This is a genomic window from Devosia crocina (genome assembly GCF_900116545.1).
GTDB classification, from domain to species: domain Bacteria; phylum Pseudomonadota; class Alphaproteobacteria; order Rhizobiales; family Devosiaceae; genus Devosia; species Devosia crocina.
This window is the reverse complement of sequence record NZ_FPCK01000001.1, coordinates 1276595-1295921: the sequence shown is the minus strand read 5'-3', so window position 1 is coordinate 1295921 and position 19327 is coordinate 1276595. Positions and strand designations below refer to the sequence as shown.

The window sequence follows — 19327 nt, the reverse complement described above, 5'->3', positions numbered from 1 at the left end:
GGTCAAGAGCGCGGTTTCAGCTCGCTTCGGCTCTTGAGTACCTTGTCGCCATCTTCCTGCTCGATCAGGTAGGCTGGCTCTTTCTGGCTAGCCTCGCGCGTCACCTCGCTGCCCTTGATCGTCCGCGTCACCTTGGAGGTGAACCGCTCCACAATCTTTCCCTCGGCCGTATGCGCCCCCCAAGCCCAGCTCACCTTGGAACCCTTGCGAAAAGCCATGATCATCTCCGTTTCCCGGAAAATGAGAGACCCGGCCAAACCGTTCCCGTACAGCCCGCAACATGATAGAGCGGCTCGATACGTCTACGAAATAGCTTGGACAGCTTTGTGACCGAAGGTCTCGACACCATACCCCCGGCAGGGAAAATCCTCGGATTGGACTTGGGCACGAAAACCATCGGCGTCGCTGTGTCCGATGGCATGCGCTACTCCGCAACCCCACTAGAAACGATCAAGCGAACCAAGTTCACCCAGGATGCGGAGCGGATCATCGAGTTAGTGCAAGGCCATCAGGCCGTTGCGCTGATTCTGGGTTTGCCGCTCAACATGGACGGAAGCGAAGGGCCACGGGTACAATCGACACGCGCCTTCGCCCGCAATCTGTCTCAGAAGCTTGCTCTGCCAATCGGCTTCTGGGACGAGCGCCTATCGACCTCTGCGGTGACCCGAATGATGATCGAAGCTGACCTGCGGCGAGACCGGCGCGCCGAAGTGGTCGACAAACTCGCCGCCAGCTACATCCTCCAAGGCGCCCTTGATCGGCTGCGTAAAAATTAGAGGGCGAAGCGATCACGCAAGAACTGCATGGCAATTGCGACCACTCTTGGGATCGGCTCACCACCCCTGTAACTGGTGATCGCCCGGCGCGATAAGCCTAATAAAGAGCCCACTGCCTCACTGGTCATGTTCAGATCCGCCATGATGCTCCGGAATTCAGATGCATCCATCTCGGTGTGTGGGAGCTTGGCTATAGCATTGGCACTTAACGACGAACCATCGTCCCAGAGCAGTCGCGCCCCATCTGAAGAGATTTTCAGCGACGAGAACACTGTGTCCTCCTTTCTCACTCTTCCAAAGGCTCGATGATTCAAGAGCAGAGGTGAGATGTCTTTGTTCTCTGATACTCCATCAGACCAGGTGATTCGAACTACTCTGCCGGCCAGTGGAAGAGCATTCTTGATCCTACCGCTTCTTTCCTGAACGAGAACGACGTTTTGCATATGCATCAACTTGCAGCCTCTTTCCTCCGTCCAGGCCGACAACCATGCGAAGACGAACCGTGCAACTCCGGCACCTTCGCTGGCGTATCGAATGATCTTCGGAGGTAATGCATGTAATGGCTCGCATACCCTCGTTGATCCACCTGCGGAAACTACGCTTGAGAAATGCTAGAAATACGGCGAGTGAGCACATAGGGGCACCTCTCATGAGCAGCAAGCGCCCACAACTAAGCGCCCTAAACCTCTCTTGAGGCAAACCCGTGCTTTTACTTACCCCTGAGTTTGTTCACATATGTTCTTCTTATGTTCCGATATATTGTTGTCGTCAAGGTGCTTATTGTGCCTGTCGAATGTATTGCCGACACGGACCGGTTGAACCCTGCCCTGCCCTCGGATAGACCGCAGCAAATCTGAAGGGTTTCGAGCATGGCCGATATGCCCGCCAGCACCTCTGGCGACTTTCCTCCGTTCCGTCAAAGACACCTCATTTCCATCGCCGATCTCAAGCAGCCCGAAATCATCGAACTGCTTGATCGGGCTGAGCGCATGGTTCCGGTCAGCCGACAGGAGCGCAAGTCATTGCCCACGCTTTCGGGCAAGACGCAGATCAACCTGTTTTTCGAGCCCTCGACGCGCACACAATCCTCCTTCGAGATCGCCGGCAAGCGTCTTGGCGCGCTCGTGGTCAACATGTCCGTCAAAAGCTCTTCGGTCAGCAAGGGCGAGACGTTGATCGACACGGCGGCAACACTGAACGCCATGCGCCCCGATGTGCTTGTTGTTCGTCACTCGGCCGCCGGCGCGGTGGAACTGTTGTCCCAAAAAGTAGGCTGCTCGGTCGTCAATGCCGGCGACGGCGCACATGAGCACCCGACCCAGGCCCTCCTCGATGCTCTCACCATCCGGCGGCACAAGGGGCGGATCAACGGACTGACTGTTGCCATCTGCGGAGACATCGCCAATTCCCGGGTTGCTCGATCCAACCTGCTGCTGCTCGGCGCGCTTCATGTGCGCACGAGGGTGATCGCGCCACGCAACCTGTTGCCCGCCGGCATCGAACACCTCGCAACCGAGGTTTTTACAGACATGGAAGCGGGTCTGAAGGACGTGGACGTGGTGATGATGCTCCGCCTGCAGCACGAGCGAGCCAGCGGCAAGATGATCCCGTCGGTACGCGAATACTACCGTTTCTATGGGCTCGACGCTGAAAGGCTCGCCCACGCAAAGCCCGATGCGATCGTCATGCATCCAGGGCCGATGAACCGCGGCGTAGAAATAGATCCTGCCATTGCCGACAGTGCAAGATCCGTCATTACCGATCAGGTCGAGATGGGCGTGGCTGTGCGTATGGCAGTTCTCGATGCCCTGCTGTCCGGAGAGCAAGCATGACCAGGCCACTGCTCATCGAAAACGCCCGTGTTCTGGATCCTGCCTCCGGCACCGACCAGAAGGGAGCAATTCTTATCGAGAATGGTCGCATCAGCGACATCGCACTGGGCGGTCCCGTCGGGGTTCCGGACGGCGCCGAGGTCGTGAATGCGGGAGGGCTGGCTCTCGCGCCTGGCCTGGTCGACATGCGCGTGTTCACCGGCGAACCGGGTTGGGAATATCGCGAAACGCTTGCCTCTGCTGGCCAAGCGGCTGCAGCGGGCGGCATCACATCCTTTGTTATGATGCCCGACACCATGCCGGCGGTCGACGACGGCGCCGTGGTTGATTTCCTTGTTCGTCGCGCCAAAGCTACGGCCAAGGTGAACGTCTTGCCGGCGGGGGGCATTACCAAGGGTCTGGCCGGCAAGGATCTGACCGAATTTGGGCTCATGCGGGAAGCAGGCGCAGTGTGCCTCACCGATGGACGCAACTCCATTCAATCGACTGCCCTGTTGCGCACGGCGATGTCCTATGCCGCCAATTACGATATGACTATCGTTCATCACGTCGCCGATGCAGGTTTGATCGGCGAAGGCGTTATGAATGAAGGGTTGTTCGCCACTGTATTGGGGTTGAAGGGCGTTCCGCGCGAAGCCGAAACCATTCCGCTGGCCCGCGACCTGCAGCTCGCCGCCCTGACCGGAGTGCGGTACCACGCAGCGCAAATCTCGACTGAAGGGTCAGTGGAGATTGTCGCCAGCGCCAAGAAACGCAATCCGCGCATTACGGCTGGCGTGTCGATCAACAATCTCTGTCTCAACGAGAACGACATCGGCCGATACCGCACTTATTTCAAGCTGGGCACCCCCTTGCGCACGGAAGCGGATCGGCAGGCGATTATCGAAGGATTGCGGGCAGGCGCGATCGACACCATCCACTCCGATCACGACCCACAGGATAGCGAAGTCAAGCGTCAGCCCTTTGCAGAGGCCTCAAACGGCGCCATCGGTCTCGAAACGCTTCTAGCCGCTGCATTGCGGCTGGTTCATTCCGGCGATGTGCCACTTCTGAGCGTGCTGAAGGCCATGACGTACCGGCCCGCGCAGATCCTGGGGCTTGAGTCCGGTCGGATTGCCAAGGGTGCACCGGCGGACCTGATCCTAGTCGATCTCGACTATCCCTGGCAGGTGAACGAGAACCAGCTGAGGTCGCGCTCGCGCAACACCAGCTTCGAAGGAGCACGCCTTGCTGGCAAGGTGATGCGGACGATCGTCGGCGGCGAAACGGTGTTCCTCCACGAGGATTGACCGGGGCACGAAGCAGAACAGGCGCAGCGCGCCTCAGCCTGGAAAAGCGGCAGCATGATGTGGTCTTGTACCGTCGTGGCCCTTGCTCCAAGACCTGCCGGGCGCTACTGCTCTGAAGATAAAGGGGGCAATCATGACGATTGATATCATGCCACTCGTTCTGGCACTGGTGCTCGGATATCTTGCCGGTTCCATTCCCTTTGGCTTGATCCTGACCCACGCCGCCGGCCTTGGCGATATTCGCAAGATTGGTTCAGGCAATATCGGTGCGACCAATGTGCTGCGTACCGGTAACAAGAAGGTTGCGGCCGCAACTCTCGTCCTGGACGCGCTCAAGGCAGCCGTTCCGGTGGTTGTTGCACGTTATTTCTGGGGCGAGGAAGCGGCCATGCTGGCGGCAGTCGGCGCTTTCTTTGGTCATTGCTTTCCGGTCTGGCTCGGCTTCAAGGGCGGCAAGGGTGTGGCGGTCATGATCGGCTCTCTTCTTGCGCTTGCCTGGCCTGTGGGGCTCATCTTCTGCACGGTGTGGCTGTTGATTGCCCTAACCCGTAAAATTTCTTCTCTTTCCGCGCTGACCGCCGCAGCGACCGCCCCGATCTTTGCCTATCTCTTCGGATCGGAGTGGCTTTCGATGACGGTGCTCGTTCTGGCGCTGCTGCTGTTCTTCCAGCATCGCGAAAACATCGCGCGTCTCCTGTCGGGTACAGAGCCGCGCATCGGCAGCCAGAAGAAGGCGAGCTGATCCATGGTGGCCCGCGTGACGCATACGCTCACGCCGGCCCAGCGCATTGATTGGCTACGCTTGGCGCGGAGCGGCAATGTCGGCCCCGTCACCTTCCGCCAACTGGTCAACCGGTTTGGCACGGTGGAAGCTGCGCTGGACGCCCTTCCCGGCCTGATGCGCAATTCAGGCAGGCCCATCCAAATCGCTTCCCACATGTCGGCTGAAGACGAAATCGCCGCAACCGAAAGGCTCGGAGGCCGGATCGTCACCATGGTCGATCCTGACTATCCCGGGCATCTCCATCACATCCCGGCCGCTCCTCCGGTTCTTACCATGGCCGGTGGCGAGCGGCTCGATTGGCAACGCACTGTCGGGGTGGTCGGAGCACGCAATGCCTCGGCAGCGGGCATCAAGATGACACACATGCTGGTGGGTGATTTGGGGGCCGGTGGCTATACGATCATATCAGGCCTTGCCCGTGGCATAGACACCGCGGCGCACCGGGCGAGCCTGGAAACGGGCACCGTGGCAGTGCTCGCTGGCGGGCTCGACTGCATATATCCCGACGAAAACAGGCCGCTAGCGGACCAGATCCTTCAATCTGGCGGAGCGCTTCTGAGCGAGATGCCGATCGGTTGGGAACCCCGGGCTCGAGACTTCCCACGTCGCAATCGGCTTGTGTCTGGCCTTTCGCTCGGCATTGTGGTGGTCGAGGCGGCGAAGCGCTCAGGCTCTCTCATCACTGCGAGGCTGGCGCTTGAGCAAAATCGAGATGTTTTCGCCGTTCCCGGATCTCCGCTCGATCCGCGTGCCGAGGGTGGAAACAGCCTGATCCAGCAGGGCGCCAAGCTGGTAATGTCTGCCGCTGACATACTCGACACAATCGGCAGCGCTGATCCTTCCCGCCAGGCTTTCTTAGATCGAGAATGGGAATTGCCGCTTGATCTGCCTGCTGTCGAACCCCCAGGCGAGGACGAACGCTCCCGCCTCTTGACCGCGCTGTCGCCTACGCCGATGGCGGTGGACGACATTTTGGTAGCAACTGGCCTACCGCCGCAATCTTTGCAGATCCTGCTGCTGGAGTTGGATCTGGACCAACAGATCGAATGGTCGAGTGGCCAGCTTGTGGCGCTGCGCAGCCGCTAAGCGCCGGTCCGTCACGGCACTTGCATTTGCCCCTCCTACAAATGGCCGCTATCTGTTGTCACAGATCGGCGGAGGTGCACAGTCCGCCAGAACCGGGAGAACTCTATGACATCGAACGTTATTTCCAGACGTGGCCTTGCCAGCATAGCCGCAGCCTGTCTGGTCAGCGTCGCACTGCCGGCCATTCCAGCCATGGCGCAAAAGGTCAAGACTAGGACCCCGACCCAAGAGGCCGTTGCTGCAGCGCCCGCCTTTTCGATCTCCATCCCCACCGTGGATGCAGTTGATTCCAGCGTCGATGAAGAAACCATTCGTGCAATCATCAGCGGCGATCTCGTTGACAATGCTGAGGCACTTGCAACGCTTGATGCGTCCAGCATCACCGTGCCCGAGATACGGGTGACCATCACCACAACGATCGACGGGGCCCCCGAGGAAAGCACCCTGGTCTTCAACAATCTAGTCCTCGAAAACGTCAGCAAGGGCGTTGCATCATCGGTCAGCCTCGATGGCTCGAGCTTTACGGCGCCCGATGGCTCCGCCGAAATGGGCGCAATGTCGGCCGCCAACTTCAATATGGCTGGCGTGCTCGATATATATGGTCTTGTCGACGATCCTGGCTGGACCAGTATGGAGACACTCTATTCGGACTTCGTGCTCGAAGGTGGGAGTTTCGAAGCCGAGGACGCTTCGTGCCAGCTGGGCTCGATCAGCACGGCCGAGGTGCGCGCTCGGCCGCTGGATACCTCCCTTATCGAGTTCGCTGCTGTGATGCAGCAGCTCGAAGACAATCCCGACGACCCATCGCCGGAAACCCTGGGCAAGGTGTTCCGCATCTATGCCGACTTCCTTACCGCCTTCGAAACGGAGGAGTTCGTCGTCGACGGTCTTTCCTGCGACGGCGTCGATGACGAAGGTCGCAGCCTCACGATCGCCGTCGCCGGCATGACAATGGGCGGCATGTCGCCCGGCATTTACCCCTCGATCGCCATGGATGGGTTTGCTCTCGATATGGGAGACGAGGGCACCATTGCGCTGGGTAATGTCACGATCAAGCGATCCGATTTCACTTCCGCCATCGCAACGCTCGAGTCTGCGCCCGAGCGGATCGATGACGGCTGGCTTGCAGAAAATGTCCGGTCCATGATCCCTGCCTTTGAGGGATTTGCTCTTTCCGATCTATCCGTTGATATCCCTGATCCCGATGTCGATGGCGAGCGGATCGTCGCCGATGTCGACGCGTTTGATCTGACCCTTGGAGGTTATATCAACGGCATCCCCAGTGTGCTCGATACCTCGGCAACCGGCATACGCGTCCAGTTGCCTGAAGATGGTGGGGACGAGCAACTCCAGCAGTTGGTCAGCCTCGGCATCACCGATATCGACGCCGGTTTCCGCGTGGCTGCGTCATGGAACGCAGGCACCAGCAGCATCGATGTGGAAGAAATCTCGCTCAGCGGGGTCGATCTGGCGACCGTCGTTCTTTCAGGCACGCTCGCCAATGCCACCGAGGCACTGTTCTCGTCCGACGAGAACGAGGCCATGATGGCCGGACTTGCGCTGGCGGTGAAAACCTTGAACCTCGACATCACCGATGCCGGACTGTCCGATATCATCCTGGCCATCGCTGCGGCCGAACAGGGCGCAGATCCCGCCACGTTGCGCCCGGTCTTTGCGGGGCTCGCCGAAGGCACGATCATCGGAGTCATGGCAGGCGCAGCAGACGCGGCGAACCTGGGTTCGGCTATCAATCGCTTCGTCAGCGGGGCGGCAAAATCGCTCAGCATCGGCATCGAGGCGAAGAACGATCCGGGCCTCAGCATGATCGATTTCGCTGCGGCCGAAGAAGACCCCACCGTGCTGATCGATAAGGTGAACATCACCGCGACAGCCGAATAGATAGCTGAGGGCGGCCACCCGCCGCCCTTTTCATTTCAGCTACCGGACCGCCTTTTCAAGCGCTCTCATTGACCAGACCAGCAATTCGCTTGCCCGTTCCGCCGTGGCAGCCTCGACATAGGAGCGCAGTTCGGGCGCATTGCCCGACGCGCGAAAATGCACGGTCTCTCCACCCGTCAGGTGGAACTGCAGACCATCGATCGCATTGACGCGCTCGATCGTGTGTGGCGCGAAAACTTCGCTCGCATAGTTCTCATCGGCGCCAAGACGGGCAAGGAACTCACCGCTCCGGTCGCTAGGCACGTTCTGCAGCCGATCGGCCACGGCGACTTGCAGTGGCAGACGCAAAACCAGGTCTGCGACGGTGATACCTTCGCGAGCCGCAAGCGCCAGCGTCGCAATCACGGGCAAAATCGCGTCGCGAGTCGGCAGCGGCGGCAGGCTCAAGCCCCTGCCCACAAATGTGCCGCCATTGGCTTCAAAACCAACTACGCTCGTCGCCTTCTCCATCTCGGCCACCACAAAAGGCGATCCGACACGGGTTCGGACGACCTCGCTAAAGAACCCCGTACGTTCGATTGCCGAGTTGGAGGTGACGGGGGTGACGACGGCTTTCGCTTCGAGAAAGCGCGCCGCAAGGAGGCCAAGCGCATCACCGCGGACAAACTGACCTTTGCCGTCCACCAGAAGTGGCCGGTCGGCATCTCCGTCAGCTGAAATCAGGGCGTCAAGATCATGGTCGCGCACCCAACCGGCAAGCGGCTGAAACAAGGCATCGGAAAAAGCTTCGGTGTCCACCGGCACGAAAACGTCGCTGCGGCCGAACGACACTGTTTTCGCCCCGAGCGCCCGCACCACTTCGCCCATCAGGTCGCGCGAGACCGTCGAATGCTCGAAGATGCCGATCGTCCAACCCGCCAGAGCGCCTTCTGGCAAGAGGCTTACACATCGGTCGAAATAGGCGCTGAGGGTAACCTCATGTTCGTCTGCAGCGCTATAGGAAGCATCGGGCACGGGGCTCTCGCCGAGGGAGCCAACGATTCCCGCCTCGTCGTCTTTGCTCACCTCACCCGTCGGCGTGTAGAATTTAAGACCGTTGCGATCGGCGGGAATATGACTGCCCGTAATCATAACGGCCGCACTGCCGGTATCGAGCGCCCTAAGAGCCAGCGCCGGAGTGGGAACCGCACCGCAGTCAACTGGTTCGAACCCTGAGGCGGCGACGGCATTGAGGCAGTCGACTGCTATGTCGGGGCTCGAGGGGCGCAGATCGTATCCGACAAGTACGCGTCCGCCTTGCATCTGTCCGGAGGACTGAAGGTGCCGAAGAAACGCGGCGACATAGCGCCTGGCCGGCTGTCCCTCCAAATCCGCCACAAGACCGCGAACGCCGCTTGTTCCGAACTTCAAGCTCATAGATCCATCCAGTTTGGCAAAGGGAGCATGCTAATCGTCGACACGAGGCCGGCCACGTCCGGCCTTGATGCCCGAGCGATTGGTTTTGGCATCGAGACGCCGTTTTTTGCTGGCAAGGGTCGGGCGGGTCGCGATCCGGGGCTTTGGCACGAAGGCACCCGCCTTGAGCAAGGCGACCAGCCGCTCGAGAGCCTCCGCACGGTTCAGCGGCTGGTCCCGATGGCTGTTTGCAGTGATGACGATTACACCATCCTTGGTTAGCCGGCTGCCGGCGAGTGTCGCAACGCGCCGCTTCATCGGCTCGGGGATGCCAGGAGAATTCACAAGATCAAAGCGCAACTGCACCGCGCTTGCCACCTTGTTGACATTCTGCCCGCCCGGACCCGCGCCACGCACAAATGTTTCTTCGATCTCGCTGGGATCGATGAAGACTGAGCGGGTGATCTGTATCGGATCAGGCATCGGAATCCCAGCTTGCCTCGTCATTTCGCCGGACACAGGGACAGTCATCTCTCGCAGATCGTCGCCGGTGAAGAATGGGCGGCGGAACAAGGATGCTCCGCCGCACGACTAACGCTTCCAGCGCCCGGTGAAATACACTTCCTCGTCGTGGATGATGCGGCCCTTTTCAGTTGTCCGGTATTTGCCCGGCCCGGCCTCTTCCACCCACTTCTTCTTGAGCATGCCGGCAAAGGTCTTTTCACCGATATCCTTGAAGTCATCGGGGCCAAGCACGTTGGCCTCGCCCAGATGATAAAGCGCCTTCATCTCGCGATTGGATGGCCGTTGCGGCATCAGGCAGCCTCGGCCTTCGCCTTGAGATCGGGTGGGGTCGCTTCGGCAATAAGAGTGACTATGGCTTCCATCGACGGCATGACCATCTGACCCTCGGCACCGAGGCGACGCACGGATACCGTGCCTTCATCGGCCTCGCGCTTGCCGACCACGAACATCAGCGGCACCTTCTGCACCGAATGCTCGCGCACCTTGTAGTTGATCTTCTCGTTGCGCGCATCGAGCTCGGCGCGAATGCCGGCCCCCCGCAACTGGCTCACTAGCTTTTCGGCATACTCGTCCGCTTCCGAAACGATGGTAGCGACGACAACCTGCCGCGGTGCGAGCCAGAACGGCAGCTTGCCCGAGCTGTTCTCGATCAGAATGCCGATGAATCTCTCGAAGCTCCCCAGCACGGCCCGGTGCAGCATGATCGGGCGGTGCTTGGCGCCATCGGCTCCCACATATTCCGCATCCAGCCGCTCGGGCAGGTTCGGATCCACCTGGAGTGTGCCGCACTGCCAGTCACGACCGATGGCGTCGGTCAAAACGAATTCGAGCTTGGGCCCATAGAATGCACCCTCACCGGGAAAGACGGTGAAGTCATACCCAGCCGCCTTGCAGGCATTGCCCAGGGCAGCTTCGGCACGATCCCAGCTTTCTTCCGAACCGATCCGCTTTTCCGGGCGCGTCGAAAGCTTGATGCGCCAGTCGGTGAAGCCCAGATCGGCGTAGATTCCGGCCAAAAAGTCGATGAACTTCTTCGTCTCGGCCTCGATCTGCTCCTCGGTGCAGAAGATATGCGCGTCGTCCTGGGTGAAGCCGCGCACGCGCATGATTCCATGCAGTGCCCCTGAAGGCTCGTAGCGATTGCACGATCCGAACTCGGCCATGCGGAGCGGCAAGTCGCGATAGGATTTCAGGCCATGGTTGAACACCTGCACATGGCAGGGGCAATTCATCGGCTTGAGCGCATTGACGGTTTTGGTTTTGGCGTGCTCCTCGTCGACCTCGACGATGAACATGTTTTCCTGATAATTGTCCCAGTGGCCTGAGGCTTCCCAGAGCTTGCGGCTTACCACTTGCGGCGTGTTCACCTCGACATAGCCGTCGGCGCGTTGCTTGCGGCGCATGTAGTCCTGCAGGCCCACATAGATGTTCCAGCCGTTCGGGTGCCAGAACACCTGCCCCGGCGCCTCTTCCTGCATGTGGAAGAGATCCATTTCGCGGCCGAGCTTGCGGTGGTCGCGCTTTTCAGCCTCTTCGAGCATGGTGATGTGGGCGTCGAGCTCTTCCTTGGTTGGGAAAGCAGTGCCGTAGATGCGCGAGAGCACCTCGCGATTGCTGTCCCCACGCCAATAAGCACCGGCCACCTTGGTCAGCTTGAACGCCTGGCCGACATCCTTCACCGTCCGCATATGCGGGCCGCGGCAAAGGTCCTTCCACTGGCCCTGCGCATACATCTTGATCGACTGGTCCGCCGGAATGGCATCCACCAGCTCAACCTTGAAGGCTTCGCCTTTGGCTTCGAACCAGGCCTTGGCCTCGTCGCGGCTCCAGACCTCCTTGGTGAAGGCCGCGCCACGATCGATGATCTCGCTCATCTTCTTTTCGATGGTGCGCAACTCATCTTCGGTGAACGGACCTGCCGGACGATAGAAGTCGTAGTAAAAGCCATTCTCGATCACAGGACCGATGGTCACCTGCGTATCGGGCCAAAGCTCCTGCACGGCTTCCGCGAGCACGTGCGCAGCATCGTGCCGGATCAGTTCCAGCACATCCTTGGAGCCGCTATCGCGCGTCACGAACTCGATCTTGCCGTCGGCATCGAGCGGATCCGAAAGATCCGAGAGAACGCCGTTCCAGCGCATTGCCACGGTCTTCTTGGCCAGTGACTTGGAGATGCCCTCGACCACGGTGGTGCCGGTGGTGCCGCGCGGGAACTCGCGAGATGCACCATCGGGGAACGTCACCATGATCGACATTGTAGATCTCCAGAAATAGGGATTGGTGCAACGGACCTTCCGCTGCAAGGCGGCCTGAATAGCATGCTTTTGCCATCCTGCCAGCCCTCTGCTGGGGCTGCGCTGCTATCGGCGGGTCACTTCCATCGCCCATAGGTCCACGGCAGATACCAGTGTGCATCGGTCGGGATTGCATCTGGCACAGGATCATAGCCATGCGTGCCGCCCGGCCGGCACCGCACGAACCGCGACAGCCCCATCCAGCCACCGGGCCAAAAGCCGAATCTCCAGATAGCGTCTCTTGTATATTCCGAGCAGGTCGGCAGATGACGACATGTCCGGCCGGCGAAGGCAGAGAGCGTGTACCGGTAAAGCGTGATCATAAAGATCGCCGCGAGCTTAAGGGGAAAGTCGACAGCTCTACCCAGACCATGGATAAAGTCGCGCATCAAACTTTGCTTGCAAGATGCTGGTCGGATTCCAGCTTTTCGATCGCTTCAATGACAGCATCGAACACGAGCATGGTTGAAGCGTGCCGCGCAGGGAACTCGCGCGCAGGCTGGAGAAAACCAAGGTCCGACCATTTACCCTCGGGCGGCGCTCCATTGTCGCGGAGCATTGCGAGCATCCTGCGCGAGACCTCCGTGAATTCGGCGACCGAAGTGCCTACAATTGCCTTGGCGACAATGGCAGCACTCGTCTGGCCCAGTGCGCAGGCGGAGACCTCGTGTCCATAGGCAGTGATGACCCCGTCCGACAGCGTGATATCCACCTCGATCATGGAACCACAGACACGACTGACCTTGCGCGCCGAGGCAGCGGGATCGGGCAAACGTCCGGGTTGCACGGCATTGCCAGCAATTTCTAGAATACGGTCTGAATAGAGCTCGCTCAGCGCCATGGGAAAACTGGCTTCTTGTTCGCGTCTTGTACGCCTTCTATATAGAGCGAACGACAGGGACTGCCAGGGATATCGCGTGCCGGGTGGTCCAATTTGCGGGCGACCGCGTAAAATCACAGAGATCGCCGATTTCAGGAGTAGTCCCGTGGACGCGTCCGTCAAGCATGCTTTTTCTGCGCCTGCCAGCGCAACTGCCCTGCCCCGTCCGACGCGGGAAGAAGCCGAAGCCGCAGTCCGCACACTGATTGCCTGGGCGGGAGACGACCCGAGGCGCGAAGGGCTTCTGGAAACCCCGGCGCGTGTCGCCAAGGCCTATGAAGAGCTCTTCGCCGGCTACGGTCAGGACGCACGCGAAGTGCTCTCGAAGATGTTCCGCGAAGTGGGCGGCTACGATGACATCGTCTTTGTGCGCGACATTCCCTTCTATGCCCACTGCGAGCACCATATGGTTCCCTTCTTCGGCAAGGCACACATCGCCTATCTGCCGCATGACGGAGTGGTTGGCCTCTCGAAACTGGCCCGGCTCGTGGAAGTTTTCGCGCGTCGCCTGCAGACACAGGAAACCATGACCGCCCAGATCATCGACGCTATCAATGAGAATCTCGGCCCCCGCGGCGCAGCTGTGATGCTGGAGGCCGAGCATATGTGCATGACCATGCGCGGCGTCCGGGCGCATGACGTCAAGACGATCACCCACCGGTTTACCGGAGTGTTCGCCGAAGACCGAATCGAGCAGGACCGCTTCTTCGCCATGATTTCGAGACGCTGACTTCTCATGACCTTTGCCGATCCCCAGTCCCTCTCCCACGCTGAACTGGAAGAGGCCGCCGTTTTCGCCCCGCGCTTCGATGCGCAGGGCCTCGTCACAGTAGTTGCCATCGAAGAGGGTAGTCAGGACGTGCTGATGGTGGCGCATATGAATGCGGAAACCTTGCAGCTGACCATAGATACGGGCATCGCCCACTACTGGTCCCGGTCTCGTCAGAGCATCTGGAAAAAAGGCGAGACCTCCGGCGAGCTGCAGGAGGTCGTGGAAATTCGCACCGACTGTGATCAGGACTGTCTGATCATGACTGTTCGCCAGACTGGACGGGGTGCAGCGTGCCACACCGGGCGCAAGACCTGTTTCTATCGCCGCGTGGTCACGATCGAGGGCAGAGTTCAGCTGCAGGACACCGGCTTGGAACCGCTATTCGATCCCAAGGCCGTGTACCGCACTTAACTGCGTCGCTCGAATGCTCCCACGACCAGCAATCCTGCCAGGAAGCCGCCGAGGTGGGCTTGCCACGCTACGCCCAGGCTCGAGCCCATGAGCAATGGCGCGAGTGGCACCGCCGCGTTTAGCGCGAGCCAGATCAGCGTGAAGAATCGCGAACGCGGATTAGCGAAGGTTTCGCCAAGGCTCGCAAGCCGCCGTCCGAGGACGATCGGCTGCCCCGTTTCGGGATCCTTGGCGTAGAGCACCGGCTGAAAGATGAATCGCACCGCAGCCCCCGTGAGTCCGGCAACTCCCCCCGAAGCTCCGATCAGATAAGCGCCCGAATAGAGCGATGTCGCAGCAAAAGCGACCGCACCAGCTGCTGCTGAAACGAGAAAGATGGCGAGCATCGGCCCAGCCCCATAGCGCCGCACCACCGGGCTCGCAAAGATCACGAGCCAGGCGACATTGACCAGCAGGTGTTCCCAGCCTCCATGGAGAAATGCGTGCGAAAACGGCGTCCAGAGCAGCGGCAGGCCAAACGAAAGATCTTCGGGGGCCAGCACGATCCGCAGCGGCTGGAAGGCAAACCAGAAATAAAACTGGGTGAGGCCATCCTCGTTAAGCACGATGGTTGACGCCAGGTGAATGACCGCAAGGATAGCAACTAGCGCAGTAACCGCCGCCGGAAGCAAAAATATGGGTTCGCGCCCCGGATTTTCCGTGGTCACAGGCTGCTGTTGGTATTCACTCAAGTCTCAACTCCTCAAAGCAGCGAGATCGCTGGCCTTAGCGAACCTTTTCCACATTGGCACAGTTGCGTTAACCTTACTTAATGTTTAAGCGGGCAATCGCCCCGCCAATTTGCCATGTTCGCAAATGCGGCGCGGCTCTCTGTGAGTCAGGAACGCCGGCCAAAGACAAGCGGATCCGAACGATGCAGATGCCGAGCTCCAATACGCTCTATACCTACTGGAACACGATTCGCGGGGCCCGCAGCGCGCCCGATCGCAAGGACATCGATCCGACCCGTATCCGCGAGGCGCTGGCTAACACATTCATTCTCGAGCTGAGCGAGGATGATAAGTTCTCGTTTCGCCTTGCCGGCTCGCATCTGTGCACCAGCTATTGCCGAGAGTTGAAGGGCCGCTCCTTCTCAGGTCTGTGGCACGAGCGCGATCAGGACGCGATGGACACCCTCATCCGCGCTGTCACCGAAGATCACGCTGTTGCTCTGGTCACCTTCCAGGGCACCACTGCACTTCATACCAAGACGACATTCGAGTTGATTCTCATGCCGCTGCGCCACAATGGCTCGAGCCACACGCGTATTTTGGGCGGCATGACGGCGGTCGAAGAGCCCTACTGGCTCGGCGTCCAGCCCATTGTCGAGCAGCGCATCGTCGGTCTTCGCCTGATCTGGCCGGACGACATGCCGCAGGAAAGCAGCGTCCGCGAAGTGGCGACCAACGTAGTCAACGACGTCTCTTACGGCGCTCCGGCAGCAGCAATGGCCATGACCACCACTGTTTACGGTCGAAGCGCCCGCCGCTATGCGCATCTTGCCGTCATCGATGGCGGGCGCTCCTGACACAACCATGCGTTAACCTAAATTCGGTAACCTGCTTGCACTTCCAGTATGGGCAGGGCCGGGTGAGCGCATGCTTAGCGACGACTTCAATTCCGCACGCGTGATGACACCGTCCCGAGCAACCGAAGGACGGTTTCAGCGTGTGAAAGTGTCGATTCTTGGCCGCTATATGCTGGCCGACCGGCGCGAATTCCCATGCCAGGTTCTGGAAATGTCGCCCGGCGACGCCGTGGTCATCGCGCCCGTCGCAGGCATCGAGGGCGAGCGCATCATCGCCTATCTCGATCACATCGGGCGTGTGGAAGGCACGATCCTCAAGCAGGTGGATGGCGGATTCCTCATGGACATCTCCGCTACGGACCGTAAGCGCGACAAGATGGCGGCTCAGTTGACCTGGCTCGCCAACAAAGACTTGCTCAACCTGCCCGAAGACCGCCGGCACGAGCGCGTTGTTCCCGATATTCGTCACTCCAACGTCGTGCTGGACGATGGCCGGCGCTACAACTGCAAGATCATCGACATCTCGCTCTCTGGCGCCGCCATCGAGCTTGACGTTCGCCCGGCAATGGGCACGCCTATCACGCTCGGCCGCATGCGCGCTCGCGTCGTTCGGCACTTCCAGAACGGGGTTGCCGTCGAATTCGCTGCCGCGCAGGAAATGCTCAACGTCGTGCAGCAGAACTTGCGCGTCATGAACTGACGCGTGCCCCTAGGGTAAACCAGACCCTACCATCCTATCTAAAACACGCATAAAAACTCCCCGGCAGTTTTCGGTTCAGCGCAAGCCGCAGACCCTAGCGTGGTCTCCAACAAGGAGATCACGTCATGCATATTCGAAAGCTGCGCCACCTGCCGGCCATCCTGGCGCTTTCGAGCATTGCCGCCTTGGCTCAGCCCAGCCTTGCCGTTGATTTCACCAACCCTGCTTTCATTCAGGTCGCCAGCGTCAACACATCCATCCCCGTTGGCCATCTCGAGTTCTGCCAGGCTCGTCCGCATGAATGCCAGCCGCATGGTCAGGTGACAGCCGCCGTTGCGCTTGACGAGACCAAATGGAACGAACTCGTCTCCATCAATGCCCACGTCAACCAGACCATCATCCCGGCGACGGATATGGAGCTATATCAGGTTGAGGAGTTCTGGACTTATCCGACCAGCGGCTATGGCGACTGCGAGGATATCGCTCTCGCCAAGCGCCTAGCGCTTATCGAAGCCGGCTGGCCTGCAAGCGCGCTCCTGATGACCGTGGTTCGTCAGGCCGATGGCAGCGGCCATGCGGTGCTGACCGTCAGAACCGATCGCGGCGATCTGATTCTCGACAATCAAGAGGCCACGATCAACCTCTGGCACGAAACGCCCTATCAGTTTCTCAAGCGCCAGTCGCAGGCGCACGCGGGCAAGTGGGTCGACATGTACGACGACCGGATGACCATGGTCGCGAACCGCTGATCACCGCGATCTGATCGGGCTAGACAGGAAGTCGGTGCAGTAACGCGCGCCGGCCTCGGCCTTAGCGCAGCATGGCCACGTAGAGGCTCATAAAAAACAGCCCTGTCACGAAGGCCCATCCAAAGGCCACCAGAGCTCCGAGCAGGGCCCAGGTCATGGACATGGTGCCATCGTCTTCCTGCTGCCAACCCATATGCAACATGATGTAGGGGCCGCAGACCACACTCATCGCCAGATGCCCGATTGCGGTGCTCAGATTCCGGCCGTCGATGCGCAGCACGGCCTGCTGGCGAGCCAGCGCTTGATAAAGGTGCGTGCCGGCCCCAGCCACGCAAAGTCCCAACCCCATGATAAAGACGGCAAGCAAGAGTTCGCGCGCCATTCCAGCCCTCCAGCCACATGAACGCCATTTAAGACTTTGGTAACCATATTGCGACTCTAGTGCGATGTCATCTCACCGCGTGAAAATTGGTTAACGCCGGTCATGCCTGCAAAACCGCACTCTGCCGCCTCCGATACCACTCACGTGATGCACAACCTTGCAGGCATCGCTTTAACCGTAATGATGGTGGCACTCGGCTTTGCCTACCTGGTCGATCAAACGAGCAAGCGCCCCTCGGGTCATGCTCCCGCTCTGCACGATCAGGACATGGTCGCCCAGACCGTGGCAGGTCGCGAATTATCGATTCCCAGGAATTGGCTGCGCTTCGGCGAACAGATGCAACCCGGCTTTGTCAGCCAGGTGGACCTTTCAATACAGCTTGCGCTAGCGGCTGACGATGCAACGATGCGGGTAGACGTGACCATCCTGCCGCGCTCTCGAGCGCGTGCCAGCAGTGAACTGCTCGACAGCGTCTACGTCCATCAATTCGGCAGCGATACCTTGAGCGGTGTGCCCGGGCTGGTAGGCAAGCATCTCGAAAGTGATCGACGCAATCTGGAAGAGACCGTCTGGTATGACGCTCTGGCGTCAAAACCGTTCGTCGCCAAATGCATGGCGCCGATCGATCAAGCAGGATCCGACAAGTGCATCCGTACGGTTCAGTTGCCGACCGGCCTGGCCGCGATCTTCAGCTTCGATTCAGGCGCCCTGCCCGCCTGGCGATCATTCGACTCTGAAGCGGCTCAGTGGCTGGAGCGCATTGGCGCCCTCTAAGCCACGAGCGCATTGCCACGGCAATGCGCTCGTTTACGTCGACGCGATCAGTTGAGGTCTTCGAGATCGATATCGAGGATCGACATCGAGAACATATAGGACTTGTCGCCGTCTTCATCGTCCACGTGGATCAAGCCGATGGACTCCTCGCCGATAAATACCTCGACGGAATCGTTGAGCTTGGCGCGTGGGCGAACGTCGATATTGCGGTTGTTGAACGTGCGCTGAAGGAATTTCTGCAGCTTAATGATCTCGGGATGGTTCACTTCAATCGTCCTGTTCTTGGAATTGGGCGCAATCTAGTGACTGGCCTGCCGGAGACAACCCCCGAACGGGTCATTTTAGCGGTAACAAACCGAGGCCGAGGCTTGCCCGGCGCTCAGCCGTTATCGTGGACAAGCACCATTTGATCCATCACCAGCGCCGGCTGCGCGCAGCCTGCTTCGCCAATCACCTTGGCGGGTACACCGGCAACGGTGGTGCGCGGCGGCACTTCCTTGAGCACGACGGAGCCGGCGCCGATCCGCGAGCAGTCGCCAACCCGGATGTTTCCCAATACCTTGGCTCCGGCCCCGATCAATACACCGTTGCCAATCTTGGGATGACGATCCTGGTCTGATTTTCCTGTGCCGCCGAGTGTGACGTTCTGCAGCATCGAAACATTGTCGCCCACGATAGCCGTTTCCCCGATCACAAGCCCCGTGCCGTGATCGAGCATGATACCCTTGCCCATAACTACAGCCGGATTGATGTCCACCTGGAACACCTGACTCGCCCGGCTCTGCAGATAAAGGGCGAAGTCGCGACGGCCTGCCTTGAGCATGGCATGGGCAAAACGGTGCGTCTGGATCGCCTGATATCCCTTGAAATAGAGCAAGGGCTCTATTGCGCGGTGACATGCCGGATCGCGTTCGAGCGTCGCAGCAAGGTCTGCCCGCGCCGCCTGGCCGATGGCCGGATTATCGCGCAGGGTTTCAGCAAAGGTCTGTCGGATGATGTCTGCCGAGACGTCCTCATGATCAAGGCGCGATGCAAGGCGGTGCGCCAGCGCTTGTTCAAACGTCTCGTGATTGAGCACAGTCGTCAGCGCCATCTTACCCAGTGAAGGCTCCGAATCGAGAACTTCGCGCGCGCCGATCCGCACCGCTTCCCACACCGGGTCCACAGACTTGATCTGCGCTGATTTCTGGACATTGCCGCTCATGGCGTCAA

24 protein-coding genes are annotated in these 19327 nt (G+C 59.8%); 12 read left to right on the top strand and 12 right to left on the bottom strand.

Annotation, left to right across the window (positions count from 1 at the left end):
- Positions 1 to 2: 2 nt before the first annotated feature.
- A complete protein-coding gene (locus tag BM364_RS06130; RefSeq protein WP_175528481.1) occupies positions 3 to 218 on the bottom strand; it encodes a hypervirulence associated TUDOR domain-containing protein in 216 nt (71 codons plus the stop codon).
- Positions 219 to 326: 108 nt separating this feature from the next.
- On the opposite strand from BM364_RS06130, the gene ruvX reads away from it, so the two are divergent.
- Complete coding sequence (gene ruvX / locus BM364_RS06125) at positions 327 to 776, top strand: Holliday junction resolvase RuvX (RefSeq protein WP_244542787.1); 450 nt, start codon at positions 327 to 329, stop codon at positions 774 to 776.
- Here ruvX and BM364_RS18165 read toward each other — a convergent pair.
- Positions 773 to 1048 carry a hypothetical protein gene (locus BM364_RS18165; protein WP_139232498.1) on the bottom strand — a complete coding sequence of 92 codons (276 nt, stop codon included), beginning with the start codon at positions 1046 to 1048 and terminating at the stop codon, positions 773 to 775. The two genes, ruvX and BM364_RS18165, sit on opposite strands and share 4 nt — an antisense overlap.
- 597 nt (positions 1049 to 1645) lie before the next feature.
- Here BM364_RS18165 and BM364_RS06115 point away from each other — a divergent pair.
- The 5 genes from BM364_RS06115 to BM364_RS06095 all read left to right on the top strand — a co-directional run bounded on the left by BM364_RS06115 (position 1646) and on the right by BM364_RS06095 (position 7666).
- On the top strand, positions 1646 to 2608 hold the full coding sequence (locus BM364_RS06115) for an aspartate carbamoyltransferase catalytic subunit (protein ID WP_244542786.1): 963 nt from the start codon (positions 1646 to 1648) through the stop codon (positions 2606 to 2608).
- Positions 2605 to 3897 carry a dihydroorotase gene (gene pyrC / locus BM364_RS06110; RefSeq protein WP_092422263.1) on the top strand — a complete coding sequence of 431 codons (1293 nt, stop codon included), beginning with the start codon at positions 2605 to 2607 and terminating at the stop codon, positions 3895 to 3897. The genes BM364_RS06115 and pyrC overlap by 4 nt, the downstream gene beginning before the upstream one ends.
- A 133-nt stretch (positions 3898 to 4030) precedes the next feature.
- Entirely contained in the window at positions 4031 to 4639 is a 609-nt protein-coding gene (gene plsY, locus BM364_RS06105) for a glycerol-3-phosphate 1-O-acyltransferase PlsY (RefSeq protein ID WP_092422261.1), read from the top strand.
- A 15-nt stretch (positions 4640 to 4654) separates the two neighbouring features.
- Positions 4655 to 5767 carry a DNA-processing protein DprA gene (gene dprA, locus BM364_RS06100; RefSeq protein WP_244542785.1) on the top strand — a complete coding sequence of 371 codons (1113 nt, stop codon included), beginning with the start codon at positions 4655 to 4657 and terminating at the stop codon, positions 5765 to 5767.
- Between the two features lie 105 nt (positions 5768 to 5872).
- Positions 5873 to 7666 carry a hypothetical protein gene (locus BM364_RS06095; RefSeq protein ID WP_139232497.1) on the top strand — a complete coding sequence of 598 codons (1794 nt, stop codon included), beginning with the start codon at positions 5873 to 5875 and terminating at the stop codon, positions 7664 to 7666.
- Positions 7667 to 7705: 39 nt separating this feature from the next.
- On the opposite strand, the gene BM364_RS06090 is transcribed toward BM364_RS06095, so the two are convergent.
- From BM364_RS06090 to BM364_RS06065, 6 genes are all read right to left on the bottom strand, one after another.
- Positions 7706 to 9082, bottom strand: a complete 1377-nt coding sequence (locus BM364_RS06090; protein WP_092422252.1) for a phosphohexomutase domain-containing protein — start codon at positions 9080 to 9082, stop codon at positions 7706 to 7708.
- A 30-nt stretch (positions 9083 to 9112) separates the two neighbouring features.
- Positions 9113 to 9544: an alternative ribosome rescue aminoacyl-tRNA hydrolase ArfB gene (arfB, locus tag BM364_RS06085; RefSeq protein ID WP_092422249.1), complete on the bottom strand. Its 432-nt coding sequence runs from the start codon at positions 9542 to 9544 to the stop codon at positions 9113 to 9115.
- A 108-nt stretch (positions 9545 to 9652) separates the two neighbouring features.
- Positions 9653 to 9877, bottom strand: coding sequence for a hypothetical protein (locus BM364_RS06080; protein ID WP_092422246.1), 225 nt, complete (start codon positions 9875 to 9877; stop codon positions 9653 to 9655).
- Complete coding sequence (gene thrS, locus BM364_RS06075; RefSeq protein WP_092422243.1) at positions 9877 to 11841, bottom strand: threonine--tRNA ligase; 1965 nt, start codon at positions 11839 to 11841, stop codon at positions 9877 to 9879. The genes BM364_RS06080 and thrS overlap by 1 nt, the downstream gene beginning before the upstream one ends.
- A 116-nt stretch (positions 11842 to 11957) precedes the next feature.
- The gene (yidD, locus tag BM364_RS06070; RefSeq protein WP_210186416.1) at positions 11958 to 12203 is read right to left on the bottom strand and encodes a membrane protein insertion efficiency factor YidD; all 246 of its coding nucleotides are present in this window, start codon (positions 12201 to 12203) and stop codon (positions 11958 to 11960) included.
- Positions 12204 to 12268: 65 nt separating this feature from the next.
- Positions 12269 to 12721, bottom strand: coding sequence for an iron-sulfur cluster assembly scaffold protein (locus BM364_RS06065; RefSeq protein ID WP_092422237.1), 453 nt, complete (start codon positions 12719 to 12721; stop codon positions 12269 to 12271).
- A 145-nt stretch (positions 12722 to 12866) separates the two neighbouring features.
- Here BM364_RS06065 and folE point away from each other — a divergent pair, with 145 nt between their 5' ends.
- A complete protein-coding gene (folE, locus tag BM364_RS06060; protein ID WP_244542784.1) occupies positions 12867 to 13490 on the top strand; it encodes a GTP cyclohydrolase I FolE in 624 nt (207 codons plus the stop codon).
- 6 nt (positions 13491 to 13496) lie between these two features.
- Positions 13497 to 13943 carry a phosphoribosyl-AMP cyclohydrolase gene (hisI, locus tag BM364_RS06055; protein ID WP_092422231.1) on the top strand — a complete coding sequence of 149 codons (447 nt, stop codon included), beginning with the start codon at positions 13497 to 13499 and terminating at the stop codon, positions 13941 to 13943.
- Here hisI and BM364_RS06050 read toward each other — a convergent pair.
- Complete coding sequence (locus BM364_RS06050) at positions 13940 to 14674, bottom strand: rhomboid family intramembrane serine protease (RefSeq protein ID WP_092422228.1); 735 nt, start codon at positions 14672 to 14674, stop codon at positions 13940 to 13942. The genes hisI and BM364_RS06050 overlap by 4 nt on opposite strands.
- 182 nt (positions 14675 to 14856) lie before the next feature.
- Here BM364_RS06050 and BM364_RS06045 point away from each other — a divergent pair, with 182 nt between their 5' ends.
- From BM364_RS06045 to BM364_RS06035, 3 genes are all read left to right on the top strand, one after another.
- Positions 14857 to 15510, top strand: coding sequence for a PAS domain-containing protein (locus BM364_RS06045; protein ID WP_175528480.1), 654 nt, complete (start codon positions 14857 to 14859; stop codon positions 15508 to 15510).
- A 70-nt stretch (positions 15511 to 15580) separates the two neighbouring features.
- On the top strand, positions 15581 to 16210 hold the full coding sequence (locus BM364_RS06040) for a PilZ domain-containing protein (protein ID WP_244542783.1): 630 nt from the start codon (positions 15581 to 15583) through the stop codon (positions 16208 to 16210).
- 125 nt (positions 16211 to 16335) lie between these two features.
- Positions 16336 to 16959 carry a transglutaminase-like cysteine peptidase gene (locus tag BM364_RS06035; RefSeq protein ID WP_092422222.1) on the top strand — a complete coding sequence of 208 codons (624 nt, stop codon included), beginning with the start codon at positions 16336 to 16338 and terminating at the stop codon, positions 16957 to 16959.
- Positions 16960 to 17020: 61 nt separating this feature from the next.
- Here BM364_RS06035 and BM364_RS06030 read toward each other — a convergent pair whose 3' ends face one another.
- Positions 17021 to 17341: a DUF6949 family protein gene (locus BM364_RS06030; protein ID WP_092422219.1), complete on the bottom strand. Its 321-nt coding sequence runs from the start codon at positions 17339 to 17341 to the stop codon at positions 17021 to 17023.
- A gap of 102 nt (positions 17342 to 17443) precedes the next feature.
- On the opposite strand from BM364_RS06030, the gene BM364_RS06025 reads away from it, so the two are divergent.
- Positions 17444 to 18115 (top strand): hypothetical protein, encoded by a 672-nt coding sequence (locus BM364_RS06025; protein ID WP_139232496.1) that lies wholly within the window; start codon positions 17444 to 17446, stop codon positions 18113 to 18115.
- A 47-nt stretch (positions 18116 to 18162) separates the two neighbouring features.
- On the opposite strand, the gene BM364_RS06020 is transcribed toward BM364_RS06025, so the two are convergent.
- Positions 18163 to 18381 (bottom strand): DUF3126 family protein, encoded by a 219-nt coding sequence (locus BM364_RS06020; protein ID WP_092422213.1) that lies wholly within the window; start codon positions 18379 to 18381, stop codon positions 18163 to 18165.
- Positions 18382 to 18494: 113 nt separating this feature from the next.
- Entirely contained in the window at positions 18495 to 19319 is an 825-nt protein-coding gene (gene cysE, locus BM364_RS06015; protein WP_092422211.1) for a serine O-acetyltransferase, read from the bottom strand.
- Positions 19320 to 19327: the final 8 nt, after the last annotated feature.